The sequence below is a fragment of the Pseudomonas sp. SZ40 genome, assembly GCF_052958135.1.
The window spans coordinates 1-26,933 of the sequence record NZ_JBQWIF010000021.1 but is presented as its reverse complement, the minus strand read 5'-3'; the positions used below and the strand labels follow the sequence as shown (position 1 = coordinate 26,933).

Annotated in this window: 28 protein-coding genes and 1 tRNA gene; 13 read left to right on the top strand and 16 right to left on the bottom strand. The window is 62.9% G+C overall.

All coding sequences use genetic code 11. The features are described from left to right. Positions 1-147 precede the first annotated feature (147 nt). Together glnL and ntrC are read left to right on the top strand one after the other, a co-directional pair. The gene (gene glnL, locus ACT9T4_RS16730) at positions 148-1,233 is read left to right on the top strand and encodes a nitrogen regulation protein NR(II) (protein WP_042554274.1); all 1,086 of its coding nucleotides are present in this window, start codon (positions 148-150) and stop codon (positions 1,231-1,233) included. After that, entirely contained in the window at positions 1,230-2,666 is a 1,437-nt protein-coding gene (gene ntrC, locus ACT9T4_RS16725) for a nitrogen regulation protein NR(I) (RefSeq protein WP_042554273.1), read from the top strand. The genes glnL and ntrC overlap by 4 nt, the downstream gene beginning before the upstream one ends. A 554-nt stretch (positions 2,667-3,220) precedes the next feature. On the opposite strand, the gene ACT9T4_RS16720 is transcribed toward ntrC, so the two are convergent. After that, positions 3,221-3,586, bottom strand: a complete 366-nt coding sequence (locus ACT9T4_RS16720) for a hypothetical protein (RefSeq protein WP_197077021.1) — start codon at positions 3,584-3,586, stop codon at positions 3,221-3,223. A 73-nt stretch (positions 3,587-3,659) separates the two neighbouring features. On the opposite strand from ACT9T4_RS16720, the gene trmL reads away from it, so the two are divergent. Continuing rightward, the gene (trmL, locus tag ACT9T4_RS16715; RefSeq protein WP_042555449.1) at positions 3,660-4,121 is read left to right on the top strand and encodes a tRNA (uridine(34)/cytosine(34)/5-carboxymethylaminomethyluridine(34)-2'-O)-methyltransferase TrmL; all 462 of its coding nucleotides are present in this window, start codon (positions 3,660-3,662) and stop codon (positions 4,119-4,121) included. A gap of 156 nt (positions 4,122-4,277) precedes the next feature. Here trmL and secB read toward each other — a convergent pair whose 3' ends face one another. Genes secB through ACT9T4_RS16700 form a run of 3 tightly spaced genes read right to left on the bottom strand, consistent with a single transcriptional unit; the run spans position 4,278 to position 5,459 of the window. Continuing rightward, the gene (gene secB, locus ACT9T4_RS16710; RefSeq protein WP_042555450.1) at positions 4,278-4,742 is read right to left on the bottom strand and encodes a protein-export chaperone SecB; all 465 of its coding nucleotides are present in this window, start codon (positions 4,740-4,742) and stop codon (positions 4,278-4,280) included. Positions 4,743-4,789: 47 nt separating this feature from the next. Then, on the bottom strand, positions 4,790-5,044 hold the full coding sequence (gene grxC / locus ACT9T4_RS16705; protein ID WP_042555451.1) for a glutaredoxin 3: 255 nt from the start codon (positions 5,042-5,044) through the stop codon (positions 4,790-4,792). 1 nt (position 5,045) lies between these two features. Further along, on the bottom strand, positions 5,046-5,459 hold the full coding sequence (locus tag ACT9T4_RS16700; RefSeq protein ID WP_499118027.1) for a rhodanese-like domain-containing protein: 414 nt from the start codon (positions 5,457-5,459) through the stop codon (positions 5,046-5,048). A 146-nt stretch (positions 5,460-5,605) separates the two neighbouring features. Between ACT9T4_RS16700 and gpmI the strand changes: the two genes are divergently transcribed. The 3 genes from gpmI to ACT9T4_RS16685 all read left to right on the top strand — a co-directional run bounded on the left by gpmI (position 5,606) and on the right by ACT9T4_RS16685 (position 9,853). Next, positions 5,606-7,141, top strand: a complete 1,536-nt coding sequence (gene gpmI, locus ACT9T4_RS16695; protein ID WP_499118025.1) for a 2,3-bisphosphoglycerate-independent phosphoglycerate mutase — start codon at positions 5,606-5,608, stop codon at positions 7,139-7,141. Between the two features lie 121 nt (positions 7,142-7,262). After that, positions 7,263-8,507 (top strand): murein hydrolase activator EnvC family protein, encoded by a 1,245-nt coding sequence (locus tag ACT9T4_RS16690; protein ID WP_499118023.1) that lies wholly within the window; start codon positions 7,263-7,265, stop codon positions 8,505-8,507. A 32-nt stretch (positions 8,508-8,539) separates the two neighbouring features. Continuing rightward, the gene (locus ACT9T4_RS16685) at positions 8,540-9,853 is read left to right on the top strand and encodes a S41 family peptidase (protein ID WP_042555455.1); all 1,314 of its coding nucleotides are present in this window, start codon (positions 8,540-8,542) and stop codon (positions 9,851-9,853) included. Between the two features lie 727 nt (positions 9,854-10,580). Here the strand turns inward: ACT9T4_RS16685 and ACT9T4_RS16680 are convergent. The 12 genes from ACT9T4_RS16680 to ACT9T4_RS16625 form a co-directional block, all read right to left on the bottom strand. Then, positions 10,581-11,333 (bottom strand): substrate-binding periplasmic protein, encoded by a 753-nt coding sequence (locus ACT9T4_RS16680; RefSeq protein ID WP_042555456.1) that lies wholly within the window; start codon positions 11,331-11,333, stop codon positions 10,581-10,583. Positions 11,334-11,521: 188 nt separating this feature from the next. Continuing rightward, positions 11,522-12,277, bottom strand: coding sequence for a substrate-binding periplasmic protein (locus tag ACT9T4_RS16675; protein ID WP_042555457.1), 756 nt, complete (start codon positions 12,275-12,277; stop codon positions 11,522-11,524). A 214-nt stretch (positions 12,278-12,491) separates the two neighbouring features. After that, entirely contained in the window at positions 12,492-13,262 is a 771-nt protein-coding gene (hisF, locus tag ACT9T4_RS16670; protein ID WP_042555458.1) for an imidazole glycerol phosphate synthase subunit HisF, read from the bottom strand. Between the two features lie 34 nt (positions 13,263-13,296). Beyond that, positions 13,297-14,034 (bottom strand): 1-(5-phosphoribosyl)-5-[(5-phosphoribosylamino)methylideneamino]imidazole-4-carboxamide isomerase, encoded by a 738-nt coding sequence (hisA, locus tag ACT9T4_RS16665; RefSeq protein ID WP_499118020.1) that lies wholly within the window; start codon positions 14,032-14,034, stop codon positions 13,297-13,299. A gap of 37 nt (positions 14,035-14,071) precedes the next feature. Next, positions 14,072-14,326: a DUF2164 domain-containing protein gene (locus ACT9T4_RS16660; protein WP_042555460.1), complete on the bottom strand. Its 255-nt coding sequence runs from the start codon at positions 14,324-14,326 to the stop codon at positions 14,072-14,074. Next, positions 14,326-14,964: an imidazole glycerol phosphate synthase subunit HisH gene (hisH, locus tag ACT9T4_RS16655; protein WP_042555461.1), complete on the bottom strand. Its 639-nt coding sequence runs from the start codon at positions 14,962-14,964 to the stop codon at positions 14,326-14,328. Before hisH ends, ACT9T4_RS16660 begins: the two co-directional genes overlap by 1 nt. Further along, positions 14,964-15,557: an imidazoleglycerol-phosphate dehydratase HisB gene (gene hisB, locus ACT9T4_RS16650; protein WP_042555462.1), complete on the bottom strand. Its 594-nt coding sequence runs from the start codon at positions 15,555-15,557 to the stop codon at positions 14,964-14,966. The genes hisH and hisB overlap by 1 nt, the downstream gene beginning before the upstream one ends. Before the next feature lie 183 nt (positions 15,558-15,740). Further along, a complete protein-coding gene (locus ACT9T4_RS16645) occupies positions 15,741-17,399 on the bottom strand; it encodes an OFA family MFS transporter (RefSeq protein ID WP_042555463.1) in 1,659 nt (552 codons plus the stop codon). Positions 17,400-17,650: 251 nt separating this feature from the next. After that, positions 17,651-18,010, bottom strand: a complete 360-nt coding sequence (locus tag ACT9T4_RS16640) for a hypothetical protein (RefSeq protein WP_042555464.1) — start codon at positions 18,008-18,010, stop codon at positions 17,651-17,653. Between the two features lie 3 nt (positions 18,011-18,013). Further along, positions 18,014-18,454 carry a roadblock/LC7 domain-containing protein gene (locus ACT9T4_RS16635; RefSeq protein ID WP_499118018.1) on the bottom strand — a complete coding sequence of 147 codons (441 nt, stop codon included), beginning with the start codon at positions 18,452-18,454 and terminating at the stop codon, positions 18,014-18,016. A gap of 2 nt (positions 18,455-18,456) precedes the next feature. Then, on the bottom strand, positions 18,457-18,993 hold the full coding sequence (locus ACT9T4_RS16630) for a GTP-binding protein (RefSeq protein ID WP_042555466.1): 537 nt from the start codon (positions 18,991-18,993) through the stop codon (positions 18,457-18,459). After that, on the bottom strand, positions 18,990-19,880 hold the full coding sequence (locus ACT9T4_RS16625) for a hypothetical protein (protein ID WP_197077042.1): 891 nt from the start codon (positions 19,878-19,880) through the stop codon (positions 18,990-18,992). The genes ACT9T4_RS16630 and ACT9T4_RS16625 overlap by 4 nt, the downstream gene beginning before the upstream one ends. A 236-nt stretch (positions 19,881-20,116) precedes the next feature. On the opposite strand from ACT9T4_RS16625, the gene ACT9T4_RS16620 reads away from it, so the two are divergent. The 7 genes from ACT9T4_RS16620 to ACT9T4_RS16590 all read left to right on the top strand — a co-directional run bounded on the left by ACT9T4_RS16620 (position 20,117) and on the right by ACT9T4_RS16590 (position 26,728). Continuing rightward, entirely contained in the window at positions 20,117-21,403 is a 1,287-nt protein-coding gene (locus tag ACT9T4_RS16620; protein ID WP_499118016.1) for a winged helix-turn-helix domain-containing protein, read from the top strand. A gap of 57 nt (positions 21,404-21,460) precedes the next feature. Then, positions 21,461-22,567 (top strand): NAD(P)/FAD-dependent oxidoreductase, encoded by a 1,107-nt coding sequence (locus ACT9T4_RS16615; RefSeq protein WP_499118014.1) that lies wholly within the window; start codon positions 21,461-21,463, stop codon positions 22,565-22,567. Between the two features lie 66 nt (positions 22,568-22,633). Next, on the top strand, positions 22,634-24,862 hold the full coding sequence (locus ACT9T4_RS16610; protein ID WP_042555469.1) for an AsmA family protein: 2,229 nt from the start codon (positions 22,634-22,636) through the stop codon (positions 24,860-24,862). Beyond that, positions 24,859-25,926: an A/G-specific adenine glycosylase gene (gene mutY, locus ACT9T4_RS16605; RefSeq protein ID WP_499118012.1), complete on the top strand. Its 1,068-nt coding sequence runs from the start codon at positions 24,859-24,861 to the stop codon at positions 25,924-25,926. Before ACT9T4_RS16610 ends, mutY begins: the two co-directional genes overlap by 4 nt. Further along, positions 25,923-26,195, top strand: a complete 273-nt coding sequence (locus tag ACT9T4_RS16600; protein ID WP_499118010.1) for an oxidative damage protection protein — start codon at positions 25,923-25,925, stop codon at positions 26,193-26,195. Before mutY ends, ACT9T4_RS16600 begins: the two co-directional genes overlap by 4 nt. A gap of 89 nt (positions 26,196-26,284) precedes the next feature. Further along, positions 26,285-26,360: transfer RNA gene (locus ACT9T4_RS16595), tRNA-Phe, on the top strand. A gap of 182 nt (positions 26,361-26,542) precedes the next feature. Next, entirely contained in the window at positions 26,543-26,728 is a 186-nt protein-coding gene (locus ACT9T4_RS16590; RefSeq protein WP_042555472.1) for a hypothetical protein, read from the top strand. Positions 26,729-26,933 lie beyond the last annotated feature (205 nt).

The window sequence follows — 26,933 nt, the reverse complement described above, 5'->3', positions numbered from 1 at the left end:
CAAACCGCACGAGGAACGAATTTTGGCTGGCCCACACCCGCAACGAGACACGCCAAGCTGCGCCACGTTGCCAGACAACGGCCATCGCCTTGTCCAGACATCCCCTGCTGGCGGATGCACTGCGGGCAAGCCCTTGGAGCTTGCCCGATGATCATCAATGAAGCCCTGCACCGCCTGCTGCTCGACAACCTGACCACAGCCACGCTGCTGCTCAATGCCGACCTGCGCCTGGAATACATGAACCCTGCCGCCGAAATGCTTCTGGCCGTCAGCGGTCAACGCAGCCACGGCCAGTTCATTAGCGAACTGTTCACCGAAACCCGCGAAGCCCTGGGCGCTCTGCGCCAGGCGGTCGCCGAGGCGCATCCGTTCAACAAACGCGAGGCCGTGCTGACCACCCAGACCGGCCAGAGCCTGACCGTCGACTACGCCGTCACGCCCGTACTCAGCCGCGGCGAAACCATGCTGCTGCTCGAGGTGCATCCTCGTGATCGCCTGCTGCGCATCACCAAGGAAGAAGCCCAGCTCTCCAAGCAGGAGACCACCAAACTGCTGGTCCGCGGCCTGGCCCACGAAATCAAGAACCCGCTGGGCGGCATTCGCGGCGCGGCCCAGTTGCTGGCCCGCGAGCTGCCGGAGGAAAGCCTCAAGGATTACACCAACGTCATCATCGAAGAGTCAGACCGCCTGCGCAATCTGGTCGATCGCATGCTCGGCTCCAACAAGCTGCCATCGCTGGCGGTCACCAATGTGCACGAAGTACTGGAACGCGTCGCCAGCCTGGTCGAAGCCGAGAGCCAGGGCAGCATCGTGCTGGTGCGCGACTATGACCCGAGCATCCCGGACCTGATCATCGACCGCGAACAGATGATCCAGGCCGTACTCAACATCGTACGCAATGCCATGCAGGCGATAGGCTCCAAGCCCGACCTGCGCCCTGGGCGCATCACTTTGCGCACGCGCACCTTGCGGCAGTTCACCATTGGCTACATTCGCCATCGCCTGGTGACCAAGATCGAAATCATCGACAACGGTCCGGGTATCGCGCCTGAACTGCAGGAAACCATCTTCTATCCCATGGTCAGCGGGCGTGCCGACGGCACCGGGCTGGGCCTGGCGATTACCCAGAACATCATCAGTCAGCATCAAGGCCTGATCGAATGCGAGAGCCATCCTGGCAACACCGTGTTCTCGATCTTTCTGCCGCTGGAACAAGGAGCAACTCCGACATGAGCCGCAGTGAAACCGTATGGATCGTTGACGACGACCGCTCCATCCGCTGGGTCCTGGAAAAGGCCCTGCAGCAGGAGGGCATGAGCACCCAGAGCTTCGACAGCGCCGATGGCGTGCTCGGTCGCCTGACCCGTCAGCAGCCGGACGTGATCATCTCCGACATTCGCATGCCTGGCTCCAGCGGCCTGGAGCTGCTGGCCAGAATCCGCGAGATGCACCCGCGCCTGCCGGTGATCATCATGACCGCCCATTCGGATCTGGACAGCGCCGTAGCGTCCTATCAGGGTGGCGCCTTCGAGTACCTGCCCAAACCCTTCGATGTCGACGAAGCGGTATCGCTGGTCAAGCGTGCCAATCAGCATGCCCAGGAGCAGCAGGGCCTTCACGTGCCGGTCGTACAGGCGCGCACCCCGGAAATCATCGGTGAAGCGCCGGCGATGCAGGAGGTATTCCGGGCCATCGGCCGGCTGTCGCACTCCAATATCACCGTACTGATCAATGGCGAGTCCGGTACCGGCAAGGAGCTCGTCGCTCATGCCCTGCACCGTCACAGCCCGCGGGCAGCATCGCCGTTCATTGCCCTCAACATGGCGGCGATCCCCAAGGACCTGATGGAGTCCGAGCTCTTCGGCCATGAAAAAGGCGCCTTCACCGGCGCGGCCAACCAGCGGCGCGGGCGCTTCGAGCAGGCCGATGGTGGCACCCTGTTTCTCGATGAGATCGGCGACATGCCGGCCGACACCCAGACCCGCCTGCTGCGCGTGCTGGCCGATGGCGAGTTCTACCGGGTCGGCGGGCACACGCCGGTCAAGGTGGATGTACGCATCATCGCCGCTACCCACCAGAACCTGGAAAGCCTGGTCACGGCCGGCAAGTTTCGCGAAGACCTGTTCCACCGCCTCAATGTGATCCGCATCCACATCCCGCGCCTGTCCGATCGCCGCGAAGACATTCCGACCCTGGCCAGGCACTTCCTCAGCCGTGCCGCCACGGAGCTCGCGGTCGAGCCCAAGCTGCTGAAGAGCGAAACCGAGGATTACCTGCAGCAGCTGGCGTGGCCGGGCAACGTGCGCCAGTTGGAGAACACCTGCCGCTGGATCACGGTGATGGCCTCGGGGCGTGAAGTGCATGTCGACGACCTGCCGCCGGAGTTGCTCGTCCAGCCCCAGGACAATGCACCGGTCAGCAACTGGGAACAGGCACTGCGCCAGTGGGCCGATCAGGCCCTGGGCCGTGGCCAGTCGAACCTCCTCGACAGCGCCGTACCGGCGTTCGAGCGGATCATGATCGAGACGGCCCTCAAGCACACGGCAGGGCGCCGCCGTGACGCGGCCATCCTGCTCGGCTGGGGCCGCAACACCCTGACCCGCAAGATCAAGGAGCTGGGCATGAACGTGGACGGCTCCGAAGAAGACGACAGCGACGACAACTGAGCCGCGCTCGCAACGACAGGAACGCCGCGTCCCGACCAGGGCGCGGCGTTTTTTATGAGCACCTGAAAAGCCCGAGCGGCGCTCCAGCGTGGCAGCGGGCCATGCCCGCGATCTCGCGACACCCGCATGAATCGGTCGCCCCGTTGATTCATCGAAACCGATAGCGTGCTCGCGGGCGCGCTTGCGCTTTTGCCCAGCAGCGAGCACGGCGAATGCACGCCATCAGCGCACGAAAACCACACCCGTGCACCACCTGCGCCCAGGCTCTACGCTCGCCGATACCGCCTTGATCGACCACACGCCAGCAACCACGGGGCCTACAGGTGAAAAACGAAAACTGGCACGCCATCTGCAATGGTATGGATAACCCAGTTTCGGGGACCTTGGTACAGGCAGGCCGGGGATTCCCCTCTTTCTTTGGGAGCCTCGGTACAGGCAGGCCGGGAACTCCCTTCTTTCTTCCTTCGGGGACTCTGATACAGGCAGATCAGATACTCCCCATTTTCTTCGGGGGCCTTGGTACAGGCAGGCCGGGTGTCCCCCTCTTTTATCCGCTACTGCGGCGCCAGACGAACCGTCAGGCGCCAGCGACCATCGACCTCCTCGGCAGTCAACTCACCACGCAAGGGGCGAGCCGCCAGGACACGCACCTCCAGCTCTCTCCCTTCACGAACCACACGCCAGTTGGCCGTGCGCCCGGCGATCTGCAGTTGGCCCTGCCGCTCGCGGCCCAGCCCCTCGAAACGCAGCAGGAACGTGCCCTGAAAATCGCTCACCTGCACCTGCGGCTCGACGTTGAACCACAGCACCAGTCGCTCATCGCCCGCCTCCACGTCCTTCAGATGCATCGCATCGGGATGGAACAGGCGGCCGATCATCAAGCCGACCAGAAAGCCGAAGATCGCCAACGAACCGATCACACGCAACCACGGACGCGGTCTTGGCCGCTTATCGGGCGTAGAATGTCTGCCGTCTTCTGGCTCGGAGCCGTGCATGTTTCATGTAATCCTTTTTCAACCGGAAATTCCGCCCAACACCGGCAACATTATCAGGCTCTGTGCCAACAGCGGCTGCCACCTGCACCTGATCGAGCCCCTTGGCTTCGAACTGGATGACAAGCGTCTGCGCCGCGCCGGGCTGGACTATCACGAGTACGCGCCCGTACAGCGCCACGCCAGCCTCGAGGCCTGCCTGGAAAGCCTCGGCCAGCCGCGCGTGTTCGCCTTCACCACCAAGGGCTCGCAGCCATTTCACGAAGTGCGCTACCAGCCAGGCGACGCCTTTCTGTTCGGCCCGGAAAGCCGCGGTCTGCCTCAGGAAGTCCGCGACGCCCTGCCGGAACAGCAACGTGTGCGCCTGCCGATGCGCGAGGGGTGCCGCAGCCTCAATCTGTCCAACACGGTGGCGGTGGCCGTTTACGAAGCCTGGCGCCAGCACGGCTTCAGCATGGGCTGAGAGACCTCGGCAGATCAGTGCTGGATGCGCAGCCAAACCCGGTAACGGTATCCCTGGGTATCGCTGCGCTCGACGGCAGGCTACGGCCTTGCGGATATCTGGGTAAGCCATAAAAAAACGCCCCGAAGGGCGTTTTTTCATACAAGGACCGATGACTCAGTTGGCCGCTTGCTGGCGCTGCAGTTCCTGAGCGTACAGGGCATCGAAGTTCACCGGCGCCAGCATCAGGGCAGGGAACGAACCGCGAACGACCAGGTTGTCCAGCGCTTCGCGTGCGTACGGGAACAGGATGTTCGGGCAGAACGCGCCCAGGGTGTGGCTCATGGAGCCGGCATCCAGACCCTTGATCAGGAAGATACCTGCCTGCTGCACTTCAGCGATGAAGGCGGTTTCTTCACCGTTCTTCACGGTCACCGACAGCGTCAGCACCACTTCGTGGAAGTCGCCTTCCAGGGCTTTCTGGCGGGTGTTGAGGTCCATCGCGACGCTCGGGGTCCACTCCTGACGGAAGATCTCAGGGCTCTTCGGCGCTTCGAAGGACAGGTCACGCACGTAGATGCGCTGCAGGGAGAACTGAGGATTCTGGTCGCCTTGGGCGGCACCGGTAACTTGTTCGGTCATGGGCAAAGCCTTCTGCTGTATGGACTTAAAGAAAGGTTCTGGGTCTATCAGGCACGGAGCAGTGCATCGAGCTTGCCTGCCCGTTCCAGGGCAAACAGGTCGTCGCAGCCACCCACGTGGGTATCACCGATCCATATCTGCGGCACCGAAGTGCGACCGGCCTTGCGGGTCATCTCTGCCCGCAGGTCCGGTTTGCCGTCGACGCGGATCTCGTCGAACGCCACGCTTTTGTTGGTCAACAGCTGCTTGGCGCGGATGCAGTAAGGGCACCAGTCGCTGGAATAGACGACGACCTTGGCCATCTCACTTCACCACGGGCAGGTTGTCGCTGCGCCAGGTGGCGATACCACCGCCCAGACGCGCTGCGGTGAAACCGGCCTTTTTCAGATCGCGAGCAGCGGTGCCGGCCTGCTGGCCCAGGGCATCGACGATGATCAGGGTCTTGGCCTTGTGCTTCTCGAGCTCGGCGATACGCGAGGCCAGCTTGTCGAGGGGAATGTTCAGCGCGCCGACGATGTGGCCGGTGGCGAAGTCCTTCTTGTTGCGGATGTCGATCACTACGCCTTCGTCGCGGTTGATCAGCGCGGTGACTTCGCGACTGCTCAGGCTCTGACCACCCTTTTGCAGCTCAGTGAAGATCAGCAGCGAGAGGATGATGACGAACAGGCCGCTGAGGATGAAGTGGGTGGTAGCGAATTCAATCAGGTTGGCAAGCATCACGCGGTTCCGGGGACGGTAAAATGCCGGCCAGTATACACAGCCACGAGAGTCCCACCAAAGGCCGTACGGCGGTGACGGGATCTTTCCTTGGTCGTAGAATGTCAGATCTTTTTTATGCGTCCCTCAAGCAGAGCGAGCCCAGTATGAGCGCAACGCCCAAACCCTTGGTTCTGGTCATTCTCGACGGCTTCGGCCACAGCGACACGCCCGAGCACAATGCCATCTTCGCCGCCAACACGCCGGTCTACGACCGTTTGCGTGCCACCCAGCCCCATGGGCTGATTTCCGGCAGCGGCATGGATGTCGGTCTACCGGACGGCCAGATGGGCAACTCCGAGGTCGGCCACATGAACCTGGGGGCCGGCCGTGTGGTGTACCAGGACTTCACTCGAGTGACCAAGGCGATCCGCGATGGCGAGTTCTTCGAGAACCCTGCCATTACCGGTGCCGTGGATAAAGCCGTTGGCGCAGGCAAGGCCGTGCACATCCTCGGCCTGCTGTCCGATGGCGGTGTGCACAGCCATCAGGACCATCTGGTGGCGATGGCCGAACTGGCTGCCCGCCGCGGTGCCGAGAAAATCTACCTGCACGCGTTCCTCGATGGCCGTGACACCGCGCCGAAAAGCGCCCAGGCCTCTCTCGAGCTGCTCGACGCGACCTTCACCAGGCTCGGCAAAGGCCGCACCGCTTCGCTGATCGGCCGCTACTTCGCCATGGACCGCGACAACCGCTGGGATCGCGTCGCCCAGGCCTACAACCTGATTGCCGCCGGGCAGAGCCAGTTCAGCGCAGACACCGCCGTGGCTGGCCTGGAAGCCGCCTACGCGCGTGGCGAGAGCGACGAGTTCGTCAAGGCCACCAGCATCGGCGAAGCGGTCAGCGTCGAAGACGGCGACGCCGTGGTGTTCATGAACTTCCGTGCCGACCGTGCCCGCGAACTGACTCGCGCCTTCGTCGAGCCGGGCTTCGATGCCTTCGAACGTGCCCGCGTGCCGCAGACCGCCGGCTTCATCATGCTCACGCAGTACGCAGCGAGCATCGACACACCGAGCGCCTACAAGCCCGAGCCGCTGGTCAACGTGTTTGGCGAGTACCTGGCCAACAACGGCAAGACCCAGCTGCGCATCGCCGAGACCGAGAAGTACGCCCACGTGACCTTCTTCTTCTCCGGTGGCCGTGAAGAACCCTTCCCCGGCGAAGAACGCATCCTCATTCCGTCGCCGAACGTCGCCACCTACGACCTGCAGCCGCAGATGAATGCGCCCGAAGTCACCGACAAGATCGTCGATGCCATCGAGAACCAGCGTTACGACGTGATCGTGGTCAACTACGCCAACGGTGACATGGTCGGCCACACCGGTGTCTTCGAGGCCGCCGTGGCCGCCGTGGAGTGCCTGGACACTTGCGTAGGGCGCATCGTCGAAGCACTCGACAAGGTCGGTGGCGAAGCGCTGGTCACCGCGGATCACGGCAACGTCGAGCAGATGCAGGACGAGTGCACCGGTCAGGCGCACACCGCCCACACCTGCGAGCCGGTGCCGTTCATCTATGTCGGCAAGCGCGACGTGAGCATCCGCGAAGGCGGCGTGCTGGCCGACGTGGCACCGACCCTGCTGACGCTGATGGGCATGCCGATCCCCAAGGAAATGACCGGCACCAGCATCGTCACCTTCAACTGAACCACATCGGCCATCGGTCGACAGCGGCACGCCTTGGGTCGCAATCCGCGATCCGGGGCGTTCTTTTTAACCCGCGCCAAGGGCATACTAGGCGCGTTCCCCGCCAGGTACCGCCTGCCCCATGTTTCGTGCCCTCATCCTCGTTCTCCTGACCAGCCTGCTGGTGCCTGCTTTCGCCGACCAGAAAGCGGAAACGCAAAAGCAGTTGGAGGCCGCACGCTCCGACGTCGCCGAGCTGAAGAAGCTGCTCGAGCAACTGCAGCAGGAGAAATCCGGCGTGCAGAAGCAGCTCAAGTCCACCGAAACCGAAATGGGCGATCTGGAAAACCAGGTCAAGAGCCTGCGTGACGAGTTGCAGGAGAGCGAAGAGGAACTCAAGCGCCTCGACCAGGAGAAAAAAAAACTCCAGGACGCGCGCATTGAACAGCAGCGGCTGATCGGCATTCAGGCGCGCGCCGCCTATCAGGGGGGGCGTCAGGAATACATCAAGCTGCTGCTCAACCAGCAGAATCCGGAAAAGTTCTCCCGTACCCTGACCTACTACGATTACCTCGCTGAAGCCCGCATGGAGCAACTGACGGCCTTCAACGAAACGCTGCGCCAACTGGCCAACGTCGAGAAAGACATCGGCCATCACCAGGCTCAGCTGCAGGAACAGAAAAGCCAGCTGGACACGCGCAGCAACGAGCTGGCGGCCGTACGCAAGGAACGCCAGATCGCCCTGGCCAAGCTGAACAAGGACTACGCCGCCCGCGGTGAGCGCCTCAAGGCCCGCGAGCAGGAACAGGCCGAGCTCGGCCGCGTACTCAAGACCATCGAGGAAACCCTCGCCCGCCAGGCCCGTGAAGCCGAGCAGGAACGTCAGCGTGCCCTCGCCGCGGCCCGTGAAAAGCCCGCGACGCCTGCTGCCAGAAAACCTGCGGATGGCCCGCTGGTGAGCTCCGGGGCCACCTATGGCGGCCCTTTCGCCAATGCCAAGGGCAAGCTGCCGTGGCCGGTGAACGGACGTCTGGTGGCGAGATATGGAACCCCTCGCGGCGAAGACGCTCGGACTAAGTGGGACGGCGTACTGATCGGCGCCGCCGCCGGTAGTCAGGTACGCGCTGTGCATGGTGGTCGAGTGGTCTTCGCAGACTGGTTGCGCGGATCCGGGCTTCTGGTCATCCTCGACCATGGCAACGGTTATCTGACCCTGTACGGGCACAACCAGAGCCTGCTCAAGGACGCCGGAGACATCGTCAAGGCCGGCGACCCCATCGCCACCGTTGGTACCAGCGGCGGGCAGGACACGCCGGCCCTGTATTTCGCGATTCGCCAGCAGGGCCGCGCCAGCGATCCGGCCCAATGGTGTCGGGCGCAAGGATAAGCGCCATCTCATTGTCGTAGGAGTTAGTTCGAATGCCGCAACTGTCTCGCCTCACCTCCCTGGCCCTGGCGATTGCCCTGCTCGGTGGCGCACCTGTGCTGCATGCCGACCAGGCTCCAATCACGCCTCCGCCGGCCGCCGACCAGAGCGCAGCGCCACTGCCGCTCGAGGAGCTGCGCACCTTCGCCGAGGTGATGGACCGCATCAAGGCCGCCTACGTAGAGCCGGTTACCGACAAGGAACTGCTGGAGAACGCCATCAAGGGCATGCTCAGCAACCTCGACCCGCACTCGGCGTACCTCGACCCGAAAGCCTTTGCCGAGCTGCAGGAAAGCACCAGCGGCGAATTCGGCGGCCTGGGCATCGAAGTTGGTACGGAAGACGGTTTCATCAAGGTGGTCTCCCCCATCGATGACACACCCGCCTCCAAGGCCGGCATCCACCCCGGCGACCTGATCGTCAAGATCGACGGCAAGCCGACCAAGGGCCTGTCGATGATGGAAGCCGTGGACAGGATGCGTGGCAAGGCCGGCAGCAAGATTCTGCTCACCCTGGTACGCGAAGGCGGCAAGCCGTTCGACGTGGAACTGACCCGCGCGGTGATCAAGGTCACCAGCGTGCGTAGCCAGTTGATCGACCCGGGCTACGGCTACATCCGCGTCACCCAGTTCCAGGTCAACACCGGCGAAGAAGTCGGCAAGGCGCTGAACAAGCTGCGCAAGGAAAACGGCAAGAAGCTCAGCGGCCTGGTCCTCGACCTGCGCAACAACCCGGGCGGCGTGCTGCAGTCGGCCGTGGAAGTGGCGGATCACTTCCTCAAGAAGGGCCTGATCGTCTACACCAAGGGCCGCATCCCCAACTCGGAGCTGCGCTTCTCGGCCGACCCGCTCGACGCCAGCGAAGGCGTCCCGCTGGTGGTGCTGATCAACGGTGGCAGTGCCTCGGCATCGGAAATCGTCGCCGGCGCCCTGCAGGATCACAAACGCGGCGTGGTGATGGGCACCGACAGCTTCGGCAAGGGCTCGGTACAGACCGTGCTGCCGCTGAACAACGACCGCGCCCTGAAGATCACCACCGCGCTGTACTTCACCCCCAATGGCCGCTCCATCCAGGCTCAGGGCATCGTTCCGGACGTGGAGGTGGCACGCGCCAAGCTGACTCGCGAGAGCGACGACCCGACCCTCAAGGAAGCCGATCTGCAAGGTCACCTGGGCAACGGCAACGGCGGCGCCGACCGTCCGAGCCAGGGCGGTGCTGGCAGGGCGGCTCGTCCGCAGGATGACGATTACCAGTTGAGCCAGGCACTGAACCTGCTCAAGGGCCTGAACGTCACCCGCGCCGACTAAGCGCCAGCGGTAACGAAAAGCCCCATTGCAGGCGACTGCAATGGGGCTTTTTCTTGGCGATGAATGGGTGACACATGACCCTGTAGCAGCCCCGCCCCCGGGGCGGAACGGTTACTGCCATCCCGCAAAACGGAGTGCGTAGGCTTACCCCCGTAGGAGCCCGCTTGCGGGCGAAGCGATGCTGGTCATTGCGCGATTGCACGTCAAGGCCGCCATTCACCGCGGCGCGCTCTTGCGTATCAACCATCTCGTAGGAGCCCCACCCCCGGGGCGAAACGCTTACAACCGTCCCGCAAAACGGAGTGCATAAGCCTGCACCCGTAGGAGCCCGCTTGCGGGCGAAGCGATGCTGGTCATTGCGCGATTGCACGTCAGGGCCGCCATTCGCCGCGGGGCGCTCTTGCGTATCAACCATCTTGTAGGAGCCCCGCCCCCGGGGCGAAACGGTTACAGCCGCCCTGCAAAACTGAGTGCATAAGCCTGCACCCGTAGGAGCCCGCTTGCGGGCGAAGCGATGCTGGTCATTGCGCAATTGCGCGTCAGGGCCGCCATTCGCCGCGGGGCGCTCTTGCGTATCAACCATCTCGTAGGAGCCCCGCCCCCGGGGCGAATCGGTTACTGCCATCCTGCAAAACGGAGTTCGTAGGCCTGCAAAGGTCCGTGTTACCGCACCTGCGCAGGCGACCTGCTGATCGGCATTGGCCCATACCGATTTCTGGCGACGCTCTTACAGATAGTTGTTGGTCATCTGCTCGATGAAGCCTTCGTTGCGCAACTCGTCCAGGGCCTTCTGCAGGCGCTGCACCACTTCGTCCGGCGTGTCCTTGTTCAGCGCCAGATACAGCTCGGCTTCGTTGAAACGCAGTACCGTGGTCAGGCCACTGACGCCTTCCTGCTTGGCCAGGTAGCGGCCGACCGGATCGGTGGTGGCCCACAGGTCGATCTTGCCGCCGGTGAGCTTTTTCACGTTTTCCTGATCACGCAGGGCGTTGACCGGGGCCAGCCCCTGACTTTCCAGGTGCTGGCTGACCGCATCGTTCTTGTAGGCGCCGATGGTGTACTGGCTGGCCTCCTTCAGGCTGTTGACGGTCAGGTTGTTGCCGGGAGCCGCCAGCAACACCCAGCTGGTCTTGGCCAGCGGGCCGACCCACTTGAACAGTGGCTGACGCTCGGGGGTGAAGGTGGTGGAGAACAGGCCGTAGTTGGGCTTGTCGAGGGTCAGCTTGTAGAGGCGATCCCAGGGGAAACGCAGCGTCAGGGTGTAATTGATCTGTGCGCGCTTGAACATCTCACGGACCACTTCGGCGCTGATGCCGTCGATGGCGTCTTCGCGGGCGAAGTTCTTGTCGTCCACCGCCATGTTGAACGGCGGGAAGTTCTCGGTCAGCAGCACCATCTTGTAGTCAGGTGGCAGCTCGGCCCTGGCGGTGCAAGCCGCGAAAGTGAGCAACAGCCCAAGCGCTTTCAAAGTGTTCAACATCAGTCGTCCCCGCCGCGTGGTTATGATTATGGTTGGCGGCTTCCTGCCGAATCCCCGCACCATCACCTTCCATGGCAATGACTACCGCATGCCGAAGGCACGCTGCATTGCAGCATGAACGCCAGTTCTTGACCACGCGAGCGCCCCCTCGGTAGCGCTCGCGACGTGCAGCTAAATGACCTTCATGCCTAAAGATAACTGTTGAGGATTTTGTCGACGTAACCCTCAGCGCGCATCTTGTCCAATTCCGACTGCAGCTTCTGTACCACCTCGTCCGGCACGTCCTTGTTAAGGGCCAGATAGAGCTGTGCACTGTTGAAACGCAGAACGGTTTTCAAGCCACTGACACCTTCCTGACGTGCCAGATAACGGCCAGCAGGATCACCGGTGGCCCACAGGTCGATCTGACCGCTCTCGAGCTTCTTGGCATTTTCCTGATCGCGTAACGAAGTAATCGGCTTCAGCCCCTGCTTCTCCAGGTGCTCGGCGATGGCATCGCCCTTGTAAGCGCCGATCCGGTACTGCTTGGCCTGCTGCAGGTTGTTGACCACCAGGGTGCTGTCGCCACGGGCGAGCAGTATCCAGTCGTCCGGGCCGATCGGCCCGACCCATTTGAACAGTTCCTCGCGCTCAGGCAGACGCGCGGTCACGAACACGCCGTAGCCGGGCTTTTCCAGTGCGAGTTTATAGATGCGGTCCCAGGGGAAGCGCAGAGTGAGGCTGTAGGACACGCCGGCACGCTTGAACATCTCGCGCACCACATCGACGGCGATCCCGTCGATATTGTCTTCCTGCGCGAAGTTCTTGCCATTGATCGCCATGTTGTACGGCGGGAAGTTTTCCGTCAGCAACACCACGTTGTAGTTCGGATCGATTTCGGCGCGCGCCGCCGATGTCATCAAAAGCAGGGCACCCGCCGCTGCCAACCACAGACGTTTCCACATGTACTCGACTACCTGTCAATTCAGAGCGTTGACGGACGGCCGGAAAGGTCACGCCCGGTGCGACCAGGCGATTCGCTCATACTACCGGGCTAGACGCCCTGGCTCGAGACCAATCCCTGTCACACGAGTGCTAGCTTAGCGCCATTAGCGGGCATCCAAAAGCGCAAATGCACCAAGTTGGACGTGTGGCACATCCAACCCGCACAGGAGGTGCTCAACGCACCACGATACCGCGGCTGGCCATGTAGGCCTTGGCTTCCGGCACGGTGTATTCACCGAAGTGGAAGATGCTCGCAGCTAGCACCGCCGCCGCCTTGCCTTCGATGATGCCATCGGCCAGATGCTGCAGGTTGCCGACACCACCGGAAGCGATCACCGGAATGCCGACGGCCTCGCTGATGGCCCGGGTCACGCCGAGGTCGTAACCACTCTTGACGCCGTCCTGATCCATGCTGGTCAGAAGGATTTCGCCTGCGCCCAGGCCCTCCATCTTCTGCGCCCAGGCCACGGCATCGAGGCCGGTGGGCTTGCGCCCGCCGTGGGTGAAGATTTCCCAGCGCGGCGTTTCACCCGGGCCGGAGACCCTCTTGGCATCGATGGCGACGACGATGCACTGCGAACCGAAGCGCGAAGCCGCCTCGCCGACGAACTCGGGGGTGAACACTGCGGCGGTGTTGATCGAGACCTTGTCGGCACCGGCGTTGAGCAGGTTGCGAATGTCCATCACGGTACGCACGCCGCCGCCCACGGTCAGCGGGATGAAGACCTGGCTGGCCATGCGCTCGACGGTGTGCAGCGTGGTATCGCGACCATCGACGCTGGCGGTGATGTCGAGAAAGGTAATCTCGTCGGCGCCCTGCTCGTCGTATCGGCGAGCGATCTCCACCGGGTCGCCGGCGTCGCGGATGTTCTCGAACTTGACGCCCTTGACCACACGGCCGTTGTCCACGTCGAGGCAAGGAATGATGCGTTTGGCCAATGCCATGGTGTTTCTCCGAAATACGGCGTCAGGCGGATGCTCAGCCCTTGAAGTTGTCGCAGAAAGCCTGCGCTTCAGCGACATCCAGGGTGCCTTCGTAGATGGCACGGCCAGTGATGGCGCCGATGATGCCGGGCGAACGGGCCAGCAGCAGCTTCTCGACATCGCCCAGGTTGTGGATACCGCCCGAGGCGATCACCGGAATACGGCTGGCGGCCGCCAGGGCCGCCGTGGCCTCGACGTTGCAGCCCTGCATCATGCCGTCCTTGGCGATGTCGGTGTAGACGATCGCCGAGACGCCATCGGCCTCGAAGCGCTTGGCCAGGTCGGTGGCCTGCACGGTGCTGACTTCAGCCCAGCCGTCGGTGGCGACGAAACCGTCCTTGGCGTCCAGACCGACGATCACCTTGCCTGGGAAGGCCTTGCAGGCATCGGTCACGAACTGCGGATCTTTCACCGCCTTGGTGCCGATGATCACGTAGCTGACGCCTGCCTTGACGTAATGCTCGATGGTTTCCAGAGAGCGGATACCGCCGCCGATCTGGATCGGCAGGTTCGGATAGCGTTTGGCGATGGCAGTGACCACGTCGCCGTTGACAGGCTTGCCTTCGAACGCACCGTTGAGGTCGACCAGATGCAGACGACGGCAACCGCCTTCGACCCACTTGGCAGCCATGCTCACCGGGTCATCGGAAAACACCGTGGAGTCTTCCATACGGCCCTGACGCAGACGCACACAGGCGCCGTCCTTGAGGTCGATAGCGGGGATAATCAGCATCTGTACACCTTGTTCAGTTCAATCAGCGTGGCTGGAATCAATCTTTCTCGAGCGCCCACAGGTCGACTTCGAGGCTTTCGAAGCGTTCGCGCAGCAGACCGTGCGCATCGTTGACCGCCCGGTTGTAGTAATGCGGCGCCACTTCACGGCCAAACAGTTCGAGCAGCTCCAGCACCTCGAAGGAACCCAGCTCCAGCTCGTAACGGTCGGCCAGGAAGCGCTGCAGCTTGTGCACCGCATCGCTTTCCTGCTCGGGCGTGAGCGTGAGGATCGGGCTCTTGAGCCTGGCCATTACCAGCGGCCATCCCAGGCGGCGAAGTTCTGCAGCAGTTGCAGGCCGTGGGTGTGGCTCTTTTCGGGGTGAAACTGCACGGCGAAGCGCGAACCATCGGCCAGGGCAGCGGCGAAATCCTTGCCGTAATGCCCACGGCCAACGACCTGCTGCGCCTTGCCGGCCTCGATGTAATAGCTGTGCACGAAGTAGAAGCGCGCCTGATCCGGAATGCTGTGCCACAGCGGGTGATTGACCGCCTGGCTCACTTCGTTCCAGCCCATATGCGGCACCTTGAGTGGCTCGCCGTCCTCGACCATGCTCTTGCCGAAGAAACGCACCTGGCCGGGGAACAGGCCGATGCAGTCGACGCCGTCGTTCTCCTCGCTGCGCTCGAGCAGCGCCTGCATGCCGACGCAGATGCCGAGGAACGGACGGTCCTGGCTGACTTCACGCACCAGCTCATCGAAGCCCAGGCGGCGGATCTCGGCCATGCAATCACGGATCGCACCGACACCGGGAAACACCACGCGGTCGGCTTCGCGGATTACCTGAGCGTCACTGGTCACCAGCACCCGGCCGGCACCAACGTGCTCCAGCGCCTTGGCCACCGAGTGCAGGTTGCCCATGCCATAGTCGATGACTGCAACCGTCTGCATCAGAGCACGCCCTTGGTCGATGGCATCTGCCCGGCCATGCGCGGGTCAAGCTCCACGGCCATGCGCAACGCGCGGCCGAAGGCCTTGAACACGGTTTCGATCTGGTGGTGGGTATTCACGCCACGCAGGTTGTCGATGTGCAGGCTGACCTGAGCGTGGTTGACGAAACCCTGGAAGAACTCCTGGAACAGGTCGACATCGAAGCCGCCGACTACCGCACGGGTGAACGGCACGTGCATCTGCAGGCCCGGACGCCCCGAGAAATCGATGACCACGCGCGACAGCGCTTCATCCAGCGGCACATAGGAATGGCCGTAACGGGTCATGCCCTTCTTGTCGCCGACCGCTTTGGCAAACGCCTGGCCGAGGGTGATACCGACATCCTCGACGGTGTGGTGGTCGTCGATCTCAAGGTCGCCCTTGCAGAAAATGTCGAGGTCGATCAGGCCATGGCGGGCGATCTGGTCGAGCATGTGCTCGAAAAACGGCACACCGGTATCGAACTTGGACTTGCCGGTACCATCCAGATTGATCGAGACCTTGATCTGGGTCTCCAGGGTATTGCGCTCGACGGATGCCGTACGTTCGGCCATCACCTGCTCCACAAAATCGTTGGGCGAAAGGGCCGCCATTATAGGCTGATAAGCAGCGAACCTATAAAGCCACACGGCAAAAATGGACGAAAAACGCGTGAGGCCTGGCCGGAAAAAGTGACACCCACAAAAAATCCCGCGGGTGCACAGGGCACCGGCGGGATTTTTACCAACGACGAACCGTTACTGGAACAGCACGACGGTCTTCTGCAGGGTCACCCACACACCCCAGGCCAGCGGGATACCCACGGCCAGCCAGGCAGCGATGACCAGCGGCTTGCTCGACGGATCGGCAGCCCACTCCAGTTCACTGGCACTCGGTGCGGATTTTTCGCCGTGAGCACGCTCAGCGGCCAGTTGTTCTTCGGTCATGAAGTACTTCGGATCCACCGGGCGAACCAGCAGGTTGCAGATGAAGCCCAGAACCAGCAGGCCAGCGAGAATGTACAGGGTGATGTCGTAGGCAGCAGCGCGCTCGACACCGATGCTCAGCTGATATTCACGCAGGTAGTTCACCAGTACCGGACCCAGCACGCCAGCGAACGCCCAGGCGGTCAGCAGGCGACCGTGGATGGCGCCAACCATCTGAGTACCAAACAGGTCCGCCAGGTAGGCCGGAACGGTTGCGAAACCACCACCGTACATGGACAGGATCAGGCAGAAAGCGAACACGAACAGCGCGATGCTGCCCAGGTGACCGGTCCACGGAACCAGCGCGTACAGGGCGAAACCCAGCGCGAAGAACACGAAGTAGGTCGCTTTACGGCCGATCAGGTCGGAGAACGATGCCCAGAAGAAACGGCCACCGATGTTGAACAGGCTCAGCAGGCCGGTGAAGCCGGCAGCGATTGCGGCGATCTGCAGCAACTGATCCTTGCTCAGCTCACTGAACGGCACGTTCACGCCGATCAGCTTGCCACCGAACACTTCCTGCAGCATGGGCGAAGCCATGCCGATGATGCCGATACCAGCGGATACGTTCAGGCACAGAACGGCCCAGACCAGCCAGAATTGCGGGGTCTTCCACGCGGTGTTCACGTGTACGTGGCCCTTGGTGATCATGGCGTTGTTGGCCTTGGCTGCCGGGGCGACCCAGCCTGCCGGCTTCCAGCCAGTCGGCGGAACGCGGTAGGACAGTGCGCCACCGACCATGAAGACGAAGTAGATCACCGCCATGACCACGAAGCTCTGCCATACACCGACGTCAGTTTCGCTGGAGAAGTGACCCATCAGTGCTGCAGCCAGGGGAGCACCGACCATCGCGCCGCCACCGAAGCCCATGATGGCCATACCGGTCGCCATGCCGCGCTTGTCCGGGAACCACTTGATCAGGGTCGATACCGGGGAGATGTAGCCCAGGCCCAGACCGATACCGCCGATCACGCCGGACCCCACCCACATCAACCAGATCTGGTGCGTGTAGATACCGAGCGCGGAGATCAGCAGACCACCACACCAGCAAACGGCGGAAACCAGGCCGGCCTTGCGCGGACCAGCGTGCTCCAGCCAACCGCCCCACACGGCAGCCGCACAACCCAGGAATACGAAGAACAGCGTGTAGATCCAGCCCAGCATGGAGATCTGCCAATCGCAGTTGCTGGCGAAGATCTGCTCGAAGAAGCCGATGTCCGGCGCACAGGCGACGGCAGCATCGATACCGATGGCTTTCGACAACGGCAGCCAGAATACGGAAAATCCGTAGGCCATGCCGATGCACAGGTGGATGGCGAGGGCAGCTGGCGGAACCAGCCAGCGGTTGAAACCGGGCTTAGCGATGATGCGCGCCTTGGAAAGGAACGCAGGGGTCGCTGAAGCACCGTTTTGCACGATGGCGTCAGTCATTTTTTCTTCTCTGAGTTTAAGTTGGCAAACAAGACGATTACTTGCGAGGCCCGAAATAGAGACCTCACTACACAGCACATATATTTCAGCGAATCATTCGCAGCTAGCATGACGCTAGAGTTCCCGCGTCATTGTGTCACATAGCCATAGCGGTTGTGCAGCCACCAAAACGGCACTTTTCAGCGTCTGAGACGCCTTTCTCAGGCTTCCCGACAGCCGACAGCCCCCTAGAGCTGTCAGCTGACTGGAAATCAGATGGCGATCTGACCTTCGACGGACTGGAGCTTGCGACGCGCCAGCGCCAGATTCGCCTTGGAACGGTCCAGTACGTAGTACATGAATAACTCCTGAGTGCTGGTCAGCGGGCGGATCAGGTGGTATTGGGTGCCCAGGGTGATCAGGATGTCCTCGATGTTTTCATTGAGGCCCAGCATCTTCATGGTTTTCAGCTTGGCGCGTACCACTTCGGTGTTGCCGCCGGCGGCGATATCCAGGTCGATGCCCTGGCCGACCGAACCGAGCAGCATGCCGCTGGAGTAGTCCACGACGGCAGCAGCCAATGCACCATCGACTTCGAGCAACTGGTTGAGGTTTTCAGTAATGCTGGTCACAGATCATTCCTTTACGCTGGTGAGTGTAGGTGCGACGCCAACTTCGATGGACGTCTGCAGTGAAGTGGCCATGGCTCTGGCCGCGTTCTTGATTGCCCAGAGGGCGTGTCCGTAAGTCACGTCCTTGCTCATGACCATGAGCAGGACCAGGTTGCGCTTGGGTGTGTGCACCTGCCGGCAGAGCACCAGCCCCAACTCGCATTCCAGTACCGTGCCCTCCAGGCCACCCTGGGAAAACTCCTTGGCGATCGACTTGCTCAGGCCATCCAGTGCAGCGGCCATGGCGGTCGCCTTGCGCCCCAGTTGGGGCTCTGCGCCAAGCAGCGCGATGGGGAAACCGTCGGCTGAAGACACCGCCGCCATTACCAGATGCTCGGTGCCATCCTTCAGCTCCTGAAGATGCTGCAGACAGAGGCTGCGCAGCGTGGGCATGGCCTGAGACATGGTCAGAAGTTCTCCATCAGTTGATTGACTTCGGCATTGGCGATCAGCGATTCGATGAGCAGCAGGACATTGGAGCGCTCACGCACGTCGGTGATGAACAGCGGCAGTGCGAGGCCACGCTGACGCAGCAACTGCTGGTAAGGCCCCAGCACTTCGGCTGCCGGCAAACGGGTGTGACCGATGCCGATGACCAGCGCGCCGCGCCCGGCCAATTCGGCGAAGGCGTCGAGGTAGACGGCCAGCTGGCCACAGGCATCCTGGTCACCGTGGTCGAGCAGCAACACCGCCCCCATGGCCCCTTCGGCGAGGATCGTCCACATGAAATCGAAACGCGCCTGCCCGGGAATGCCATACAGCGCGACGGTTTCGCCATCGCTCAGGTGAATCTCGCCGTAGTCCATGGCAACGGTGGTGGTCGCCTTGGCATTGACCTCGAGGTCATTGTTCTCGGCCTCGGTGGAAACCGTGGCGATATCGCTGACCGCATTGATGGCAGTGGTCTTGCCCGAGCCCATGGGGCCGATAAAAAGGATCTTCATGCCTGTTTCGACTTCCCATAGCCCAGCCCGAGGCGCATGCGCAGGCGTTGCAACAATGTTTTTTCCGCCGGCGCCGCCACGGCAACGTCCTGGCGCTCCACCCGGGCGTCGAGGCCCATGCCGCAACATTTGCAGGCGAACAGGAATGCCTGCACCTGCTCCCGGCTCGCCCCCGAGAACGCGACACCGCGCTCGATGCTCGCGAACTGCCGGGTATACAGCGCCGCCAGACGCAACAGGGGCGGCGAACTCTGCCATTCGCTCAACAGTGGCCAGGCACCGAGCCGGAAGGTCGCATCGTGAGCGCGAAAATCACCGCCGACCTGCTCACCACGCACCAATGCCAACGACCAGAGCAGACTCTTGAAGGAAAAACGCTGAGGAAACTGGGAGAGCTCGCCAAGCGGGACCAGTGCCAGGGGCTCCGGGTCGCCGCCAACCGCAGCGAGACACTGCAGGGCCGAAGCGAAGTCAGGCTGCCGAGTCAGCACCAGGTCATCCCTGGGCACGATGATCAGATCATCGCCAACGCGGTAGAGACGCTCGGCGGACAAAGCCGCCAACCGCTCACAGAGCTCGGCAACCGCAACCTCGCCCGGTTGCGGCTGCTTTTCGTAATCGACCAGCAACTCGAGAAGGCCGAACAGCCGCAACGGCCACTCGATAGCATGCGCCGGCTGCAGCTGCGCGCCAATGCGCCGCTGCACCTGCGCACGTTCGTCGTGTTCATCACGGCCACGCAGGATCAGCAGCTCTGCGTGATCGCTTTCCCCCACGTAGACCCACGACTGTGCCGTACGCCCCTTGAGCATCTTCAGTTGCTGAGTAAGCAGTCCCTGCTCGTGAGAGGTCAGCCCTTTACAGGCAATTCGCAGTACAGCGGACATGGAGATTTATCTGAAAAGGTGGTGAAGGCCGGCAACTCGCGCTACACCCAGTGACGTAGCGAAAAGAAATGCAGACCAAAAGAGAAATATTAAATGGCCATCACACAACAACCTTGATCAAAACATGACGATGGCAATTTGGAACCGAGTTCTCTGCCCGCCAATCAATAGTGCGCTAAATATTGCCCACCACTGCGGAGTGCCTTCCCAGCCGCCTGACGACCTGAGCCGTATAGATGTCTATTGCCACGACTTGCACGCCTGAAAGAATCGGACTGACCGTCGCCATGAATGGCGATGCCTGCCTGCATGGCACGCCGCTGCAGCTGCCCCCCAAGGAATGCGGAGTACTGCGCCTGCTGCTGCGCAGCTGGCCTGCGCAGGTTTCCAAACAGGACTTCGACCTGCATCTCTGGCATGGCGGCATGACCGACGAGGGCCTGGCCAGGGCCGTGGCCAACCTGCGCCGCCTGCTGAGCCCGATCCCGGGGCTGGCCATACGCTCCGTCTACGGTCGCGGCTATCAACTGGTGATTCAGGCGCGGGCATCGAACGCGAAGCACCAGACGGGTGCTAACGTCGCCCTGCTGGAAACGCTCGATTACGCCCACCAACGCATGCAACTGGGCAGCGAAGCTTCGCTGAACAAGGCCAACGGGCTGATTCGAGAGGTGATGCAGAACGCCCCCAGCCTGCTGGAAGCCAAGGTCGCCCACGCACAGTGCCTGGCTGACATGGTCGCGAGCGGCCGTGACCTGTCGCCAGAGGAGCTGGATCGGGCCATCGAACTGCTCGACGAGGTTGGCCGCGAAGCACCCGGCCTGACCGGCATCGATACCCTCAAGGCGCACCTGCTCGACTGTGCCTGGCGATTCGACGAAGCCCGCCCCCTGCACCTGCTGGCCGTGCAAAAAGACCCTGAGAATGCCAAAGGCCACTTTCACCACGGCTGGCACCTGATTGCCTGCGGCGCAGTCGAGACGGCCATACAGGTACTGCAACACGCTCAGACGCTGGCGCCCTACTCCCTGCCGATCACCCTGCTGCTCGCACACGCCAGCCTGATCGCCGACGATCAGCCACAGTTCAGCCGCTGGGTGGACAAAGCGCATCATGACCACCCGGAAAACCCCAAGGCCGCCATCTGGCGCCTTAGCCGCGACGCCATCCAGACACCCCACGAGGGGCTGCTGGCGCGCGCCCGCCAGATAACGCCGGACGAGCAAGCCTGGACCTTCACGACCGCCTCCCTGACCTTCGTGCTGGCCCGCTGCGGCGCCGATGACGAAGCGCGGCGCCTGATCGAGCGTCACGCCCCCACGGACCGCAGCCAGCAGGCCCTGCTGGCGTCGACCTACTTGTTGCTCGACGAACCCGACCAGGCCATGTCCGTGGTGCAGCAGGCCGCCCATGCGAACTGCGGCTTTTTGCCGATACTGCTGCGCACGCCGACGCTTGCAGGCCTGTACGGCTTGCCCGAATACCCGGCATTGCAACAACGTGTCTTCGCCAGGCTGCCGTGAGGGCCAACGCTCACGGCCTCTTGCTACGCTCTGCACTCACCCCACCGGAAGGCAGCCATGGACAGCATCGACACCTTGATAATCGGCGCTGGCGCGCTTGGCCTGGCCTGCGCGGCACGCCTGGCGGAGCCTGGACGCAGCACGCTGATCGTCGAACAGGAAACCTTGGTAGGCAGCCATACCTCCAGCCGCAACTCGGAAGTCATCCACGCCGGCATCTACTACCCACCGGGCTCATTGAAAGCCGAACTGTGCCTGGAAGGCCGCGAACGCCTGTACGCCTGGTGCGAACGATGGCAGGTGCCGCACCGGCGCCTGGGCAAGCTGTTGGTGGCGGTGAGCGACGAAGAGCGCGGCAAGCTCGATGCGCTGGCCAACAATGCCCTGGCCAGTGGCGTGGACGCGCTGCAGCCCATCGACAGTGCTCGCCTCCGCGCTCTGGAGCCCGCAGTGCGTGGCATTGCCGCCCTGCTCTCGCCCAACACCGGCATCATCGACAGCCACGCCTTCCTGCAGTCACTCCTGGCCTGCGCCGAACGCCAGGGCGCCGAACTGGTATTGCAGACCTGCGTCGACAGCCTCAGCCATGACGGTGATGGCTGGATCGCCAGCGGTACCAGCGCAGGCGAGCCGTTCAGCCTGAAAGCCCAGCGCGTGATCAACGCTGCGGGGCTGTTCGCCCAGCGGTTGGCCCAGCGCACCGATGGCCTTGCGGCGCAGCGCGTTCCACCGCTGCACATGTGCCAGGGCAACTACTTCAACTACAACGGCAAATCGCCGTTCAGCCATCTGGTCTACCCGATGCCCGAGGCCAACACCAGCGGCCTGGGCGTGCATGCCACGCTGGACCTGGCCGGCCAACTGCGCTTCGGCCCCGATACCCGCTACCTCGACAGCATCGACTACCGCGTCGATGAGACCCTGCGCGAAGCCTTCGCCAGCGCCATCCGCCGCTATTTCCCGGCGCTCGACAGCACCCGCCTGGCGCCGGGCTATGCCGGCATTCGGCCAAAACTCAGCGGCCCCGGCGAAGCGGCGGAAGATTTTATGCTGCAAATGCCGGCTGACCATGGTCTATCAGGACTGGTGAATCTGTTCGGTATCGAATCGCCCGGCCTCACGGCCAGCCTGGCCATCGCCGAGCGCATCGCCCACAGGCTTTAGCCGCGGGCGCGCCGTCGGCGTTATACTCGCGGATTCAAATTTCTCGTCACTGCATAGGACTCGTCCATGAAAGCGCTCGGCAAAATCCTGGGTCTGTTCTTCCTCGGACTACTGCTGATCATCGTGGCGTTGGGCTTTGCCCTGACTCACCTCTTCGATCCCAACGACTACAAAGATGAAATCCGCCAACTGGCGCGGGACAAGGCCAACCTCGAGTTGACCCTCAACGGCGACATCGGCTGGAGCCTGTTCCCCTGGCTGGGCCTGGAGCTGACCGACGCCACGCTGGCCAGCGCCAGCACGCCGGACAAACCCTTCGCCAACCTGCGCCTGCTCGGCCTCTCGGTGCGCGTGCTGCCGCTGCTGCGCAAGGAAGTGCAGATGAGCGACATCCGCGTCGATGGCCTCAACCTCGACCTGCAGCGCGACGAGAATGGCCACGGCAACTGGGAAGACGTCGGCCGCCCTGCCGCCAAGCCAGGCGCAACACCGGCCGAGCAGACCGCAGCCGGTGAGCCGCAGCAGCCGCAATCCGAACCTGCCCAGGACAGCGGCGCGCCAATCAAGCTGGACATCGACAGCCTGATCGTCAACGGCGCCCGCGTGGACTACCGCGATGCCCAGAAGGGCCAGCAATTCAGCGCCGAAAGCATCCAGCTCACCACCGGCGCGATTCGCGAAGGCGCCGGGGTGCCGATCAAGCTCAGTGCTTTCTTCGGCAGCAACCAGCCAGTGATGCGCGCACGTACCGAACTGCAGGGCGAACTGCGTTTCGACCGCGTACTCAAGCGCTATCAGCTCGAAGACGCACGCCTGTCCGGCGAGGCGTCCGGCGAGCCGTTCAATGGCCAAACCCTCACCTACGCCGCCCAGGGCCAACTGCTGGTCGACCTGGCTGCCCAAGTGGCCGAGTGGAACGGCCTGAAGCTCTCGGCCAATCAGTTGCGCGCCCTGGGCGAGTTGAAGATTCGCGATCTGCAGAGCGAACCCAAGCTGTCCGGCGGCCTGTCCGTCGCCCCGGTCAACCTGCGCGAATTCCTCGCCAGCCTCGGCCAGAAACTGCCGCCGATGAGCGATGAGAAGACCCTGTCGCAGTTCGAACTGGTGACCAAGCTCGGCGGCACGCCGAGCAGCCTGGCGCTGGACGAGCTGACCCTCAAGCTCGACGAAAGCACCTTCACGGGCAAGATCGCCGTCGCCGATTTCGCCAAGCAGGCGCTGCGCGTGCAGCTCAAGGGCGACAAGCTGAACCTCGACCGCTACCTGCCACCGGCGAGCAAGGACAAGAAGGACAGCGATACCGCTCGCAAGGCCGAAGTGCGTGAAACCGTCGCCAACGCCGGGCAGGCCGGCAGCACGCCGGTGCCCAACGCGCCGACCCAGCAGGCCTGGAGCTCGAGCGAAGTGCTGCCGATCCCCACGCTGCGCAAACTCGACCTGCAAGCCACCCTCAACCTCGAGCAACTGACGGTGCACAAGCAGGCCATCGACAAGTTCAGCGTCAAGGCTCGGAGTCAGGGCGGCACGCTGAATCTGGAAGAGCTGCGTGGCAACCTCGGCGGCGGCAATTTCACCATCAAGGCCGACGCCGACGTGCGCCCGGCCGTGCCCGTGCTCAGCTTGCACACGCAACTGAACGGCATCCCGGTCGAGCCCTTCCTCAAGGACGAACAGCGCCCCTCGCCGCTCAAGGGGCTGCTCGACCTGAAGAGCGACCTGACCACCAGCGGCAATAGCCAGAAGGCCTGGATCGACGCACTCAACGGCACCGCCAGCTTCCTGCTCAACAACGGTGTGCTGGTCGACGCCAACCTCGAACAACAGCTGTGCCGAGGCATCGCCACCCTCAACCGGAAATCGCTGAGCAGCGACCCGCGCAGCAAGGACACCCCGTTCGAGCGCCTGCAGGGCAGCCTCAACATCCGCAACGGCGTGGCCAGCAACCCGGATTTGCAAGCGCGCATCCCCGGCCTCGCCGTGACCGGCGACGGCGACCTCGACTTGCGCGTGCTGGGCCTGGACTACCGCGTCGGCATCACCATCGAAGGCGACCAGCGCGAAATGCCGGACCCTGCCTGCGAGGTCAACCGTCGCTACGCTGGCGTGGCCTGGCCGCTGCATTGCCGCGGCCCGCTGGAGCTGGGCGCCAAGGCCTGCCGCCTGGACCAGGAAGGCATGGGCAAGGTAGCCGCCAAACTGGCAGGCGATCGCATCAACGAAAAACTCGAAGAGAAGCTCGGTGACAAGGTCAGCCCCGAACTGAAAGACGCACTCAAGGGCCTGTTCAACCGATGACACCCGAGCAATTCTCCAGCGCGGTACTGCGCTGGTACGACACCCACGGACGCAAGGACCTGCCCTGGCAGCAGGACATCACGCCCTACCGCGTGTGGGTGTCGGAAATCATGCTGCAGCAGACCCAGGTCAGCACCGTGCTCGGCTACTTCGACCGGTTCATGAGCGCGCTGCCCACGGTGCGTGACCTGGCCGAAGCCCCGGAAGACGAAGTGCTGCACCTGTGGACCGGCCTGGGCTACTACACCCGCGCCCGCAACCTGCAGAAGACCGCACAGATCGTAATGCGTGAACACGGCGGCGAATTCCCCCGCGATGTCGAGGCGCTTACCGAACTGCCCGGCATCGGCCGCTCCACCGCTGGCGCCATCGCCAGCCTGAGCATGGGCCTGCGGGCGCCGATTCTCGACGGCAACGTCAAACGCGTGCTGGCCCGCTACGTGGCTCAGGAAGGCTACCCAGGCGAGCCCAAGGTGGCCAGACAGCTGTGGGCCGTGGCCGAGCGTTTTTTACCCGAAGAACGCGTCAACCACTACACCCAGGCGATGATGGATCTGGGCGCCACGCTGTGCACCCGCAGCAAGCCTACCTGCCTGCTCTGCCCGGTGCAGAGCGGCTGCGAAGCGCACCTGCTGGGCCTGGAGATCCGCTACCCGATCGCCAAGCCGCGCAAGGAGCTGCCACAGAAACGCACCCTGATGCCGATCCTGGCCAGCCGCGATGGCGCCATCCTGCTCTATCGCCGACCGTCGACCGGCCTCTGGGGCGGCTTGTGGAGCCTTCCCGAACTCGAAGACCTCGAGGCCCTGGCTGCACTTGCCGATCAGCACCAGTTAAGCCTCGGTGAACGTCGCCAGCTCGACGGCCTGACCCACACCTTCAGCCACTTCCAGTTGGCCATCGAACCCTGGCTGATCGAAGTCGACGGCGTTCCCGGTTACGTGGCCGAGGCCGACTGGCTCTGGTATAACCTCGCCACCCCGCCGCGCCTGGGCCTCGCCGCTCCGGTGAAGAAACTGCTCAAACGCGCGGCCGACGCACTGCATACAGGAGAAATGGCATGACCCGCACCGTGATGTGCCGCAAGCACAAACAAGAACTGCCCGGCCTGGATCGCGCGCCCTACCCTGGCGCCAAAGGCGAAGACATCTACCAGAACGTCTCCAAGCAGGCCTTGGAAGAATGGCAGAAGCACCAGACCCTGCTGATCAACGAGCGTCGCCTGAACATGATGAACGCCGAAGATCGCAAATTCCTGCAGGCCGAGATGGACAAGTTCCTGTCCGGCGAAGACTACGCACAAGCGGAAGGCTACGTTCCACCCAGCGAATAAGGCCTGAAGACGTAAGCGCCCGGAATATTTAAATATTTTCCAAAAAACGTTTGACAGCAAAAGGTGAAAACCGTCTAATACGCCCCGTTGCCCAGGTAGCTCAGTCGGTAGAGCAGGGGATTGAAAATCCCCGTGTCGGCGGTTCGATTCCGTCCCTGGGCACCACCTTTCTTCTCAGGTGGTGCCAGCATCACATGAGAAAATAGAGAACCGGCCTTGAGCCGGTTTTTTATTGCCTGCGAAAAAGTACCGTCCAGCCGACAGCCTGAACACGCCTGCGCAACACCTCCTCCAAATGCACGGACCTCGCGCTTTCATGCCGAGCCTCATCGCAGCCGGAGCCAGCCATGCATATCCAAATTGCCCTGAATGCCGCCAACGACCCGAAGCTTCCTGCGGTCGATCCCCACGAAGAGCCGATCAACGATCCGGGTAACGAAGACCCGGGCTCCATCGTCGATGACCCGGATAGTCCGTTCAGCCCGCAGCGGCCCATCCAGGAGCCCGGGAAGCCTGCTCCGGAAAAGCGCTGAATGTCCGGCCGCCAGGGTTGAGCGTTGCGATACCCGGGAAAGCAGGTATTCACACAGGGTGAGGGGTGGACCGTCAACGCAGCGGTCTGGGTTTGTGGGAACGGGCGGGAAACCTGATTCATGCCCGGGATTTTCGCGCGCATGGCGCGCTCCCACACGAAGATCTGCGCAGGGCATCAGGTCGGGAGTGCCTTCAACTAAGCTG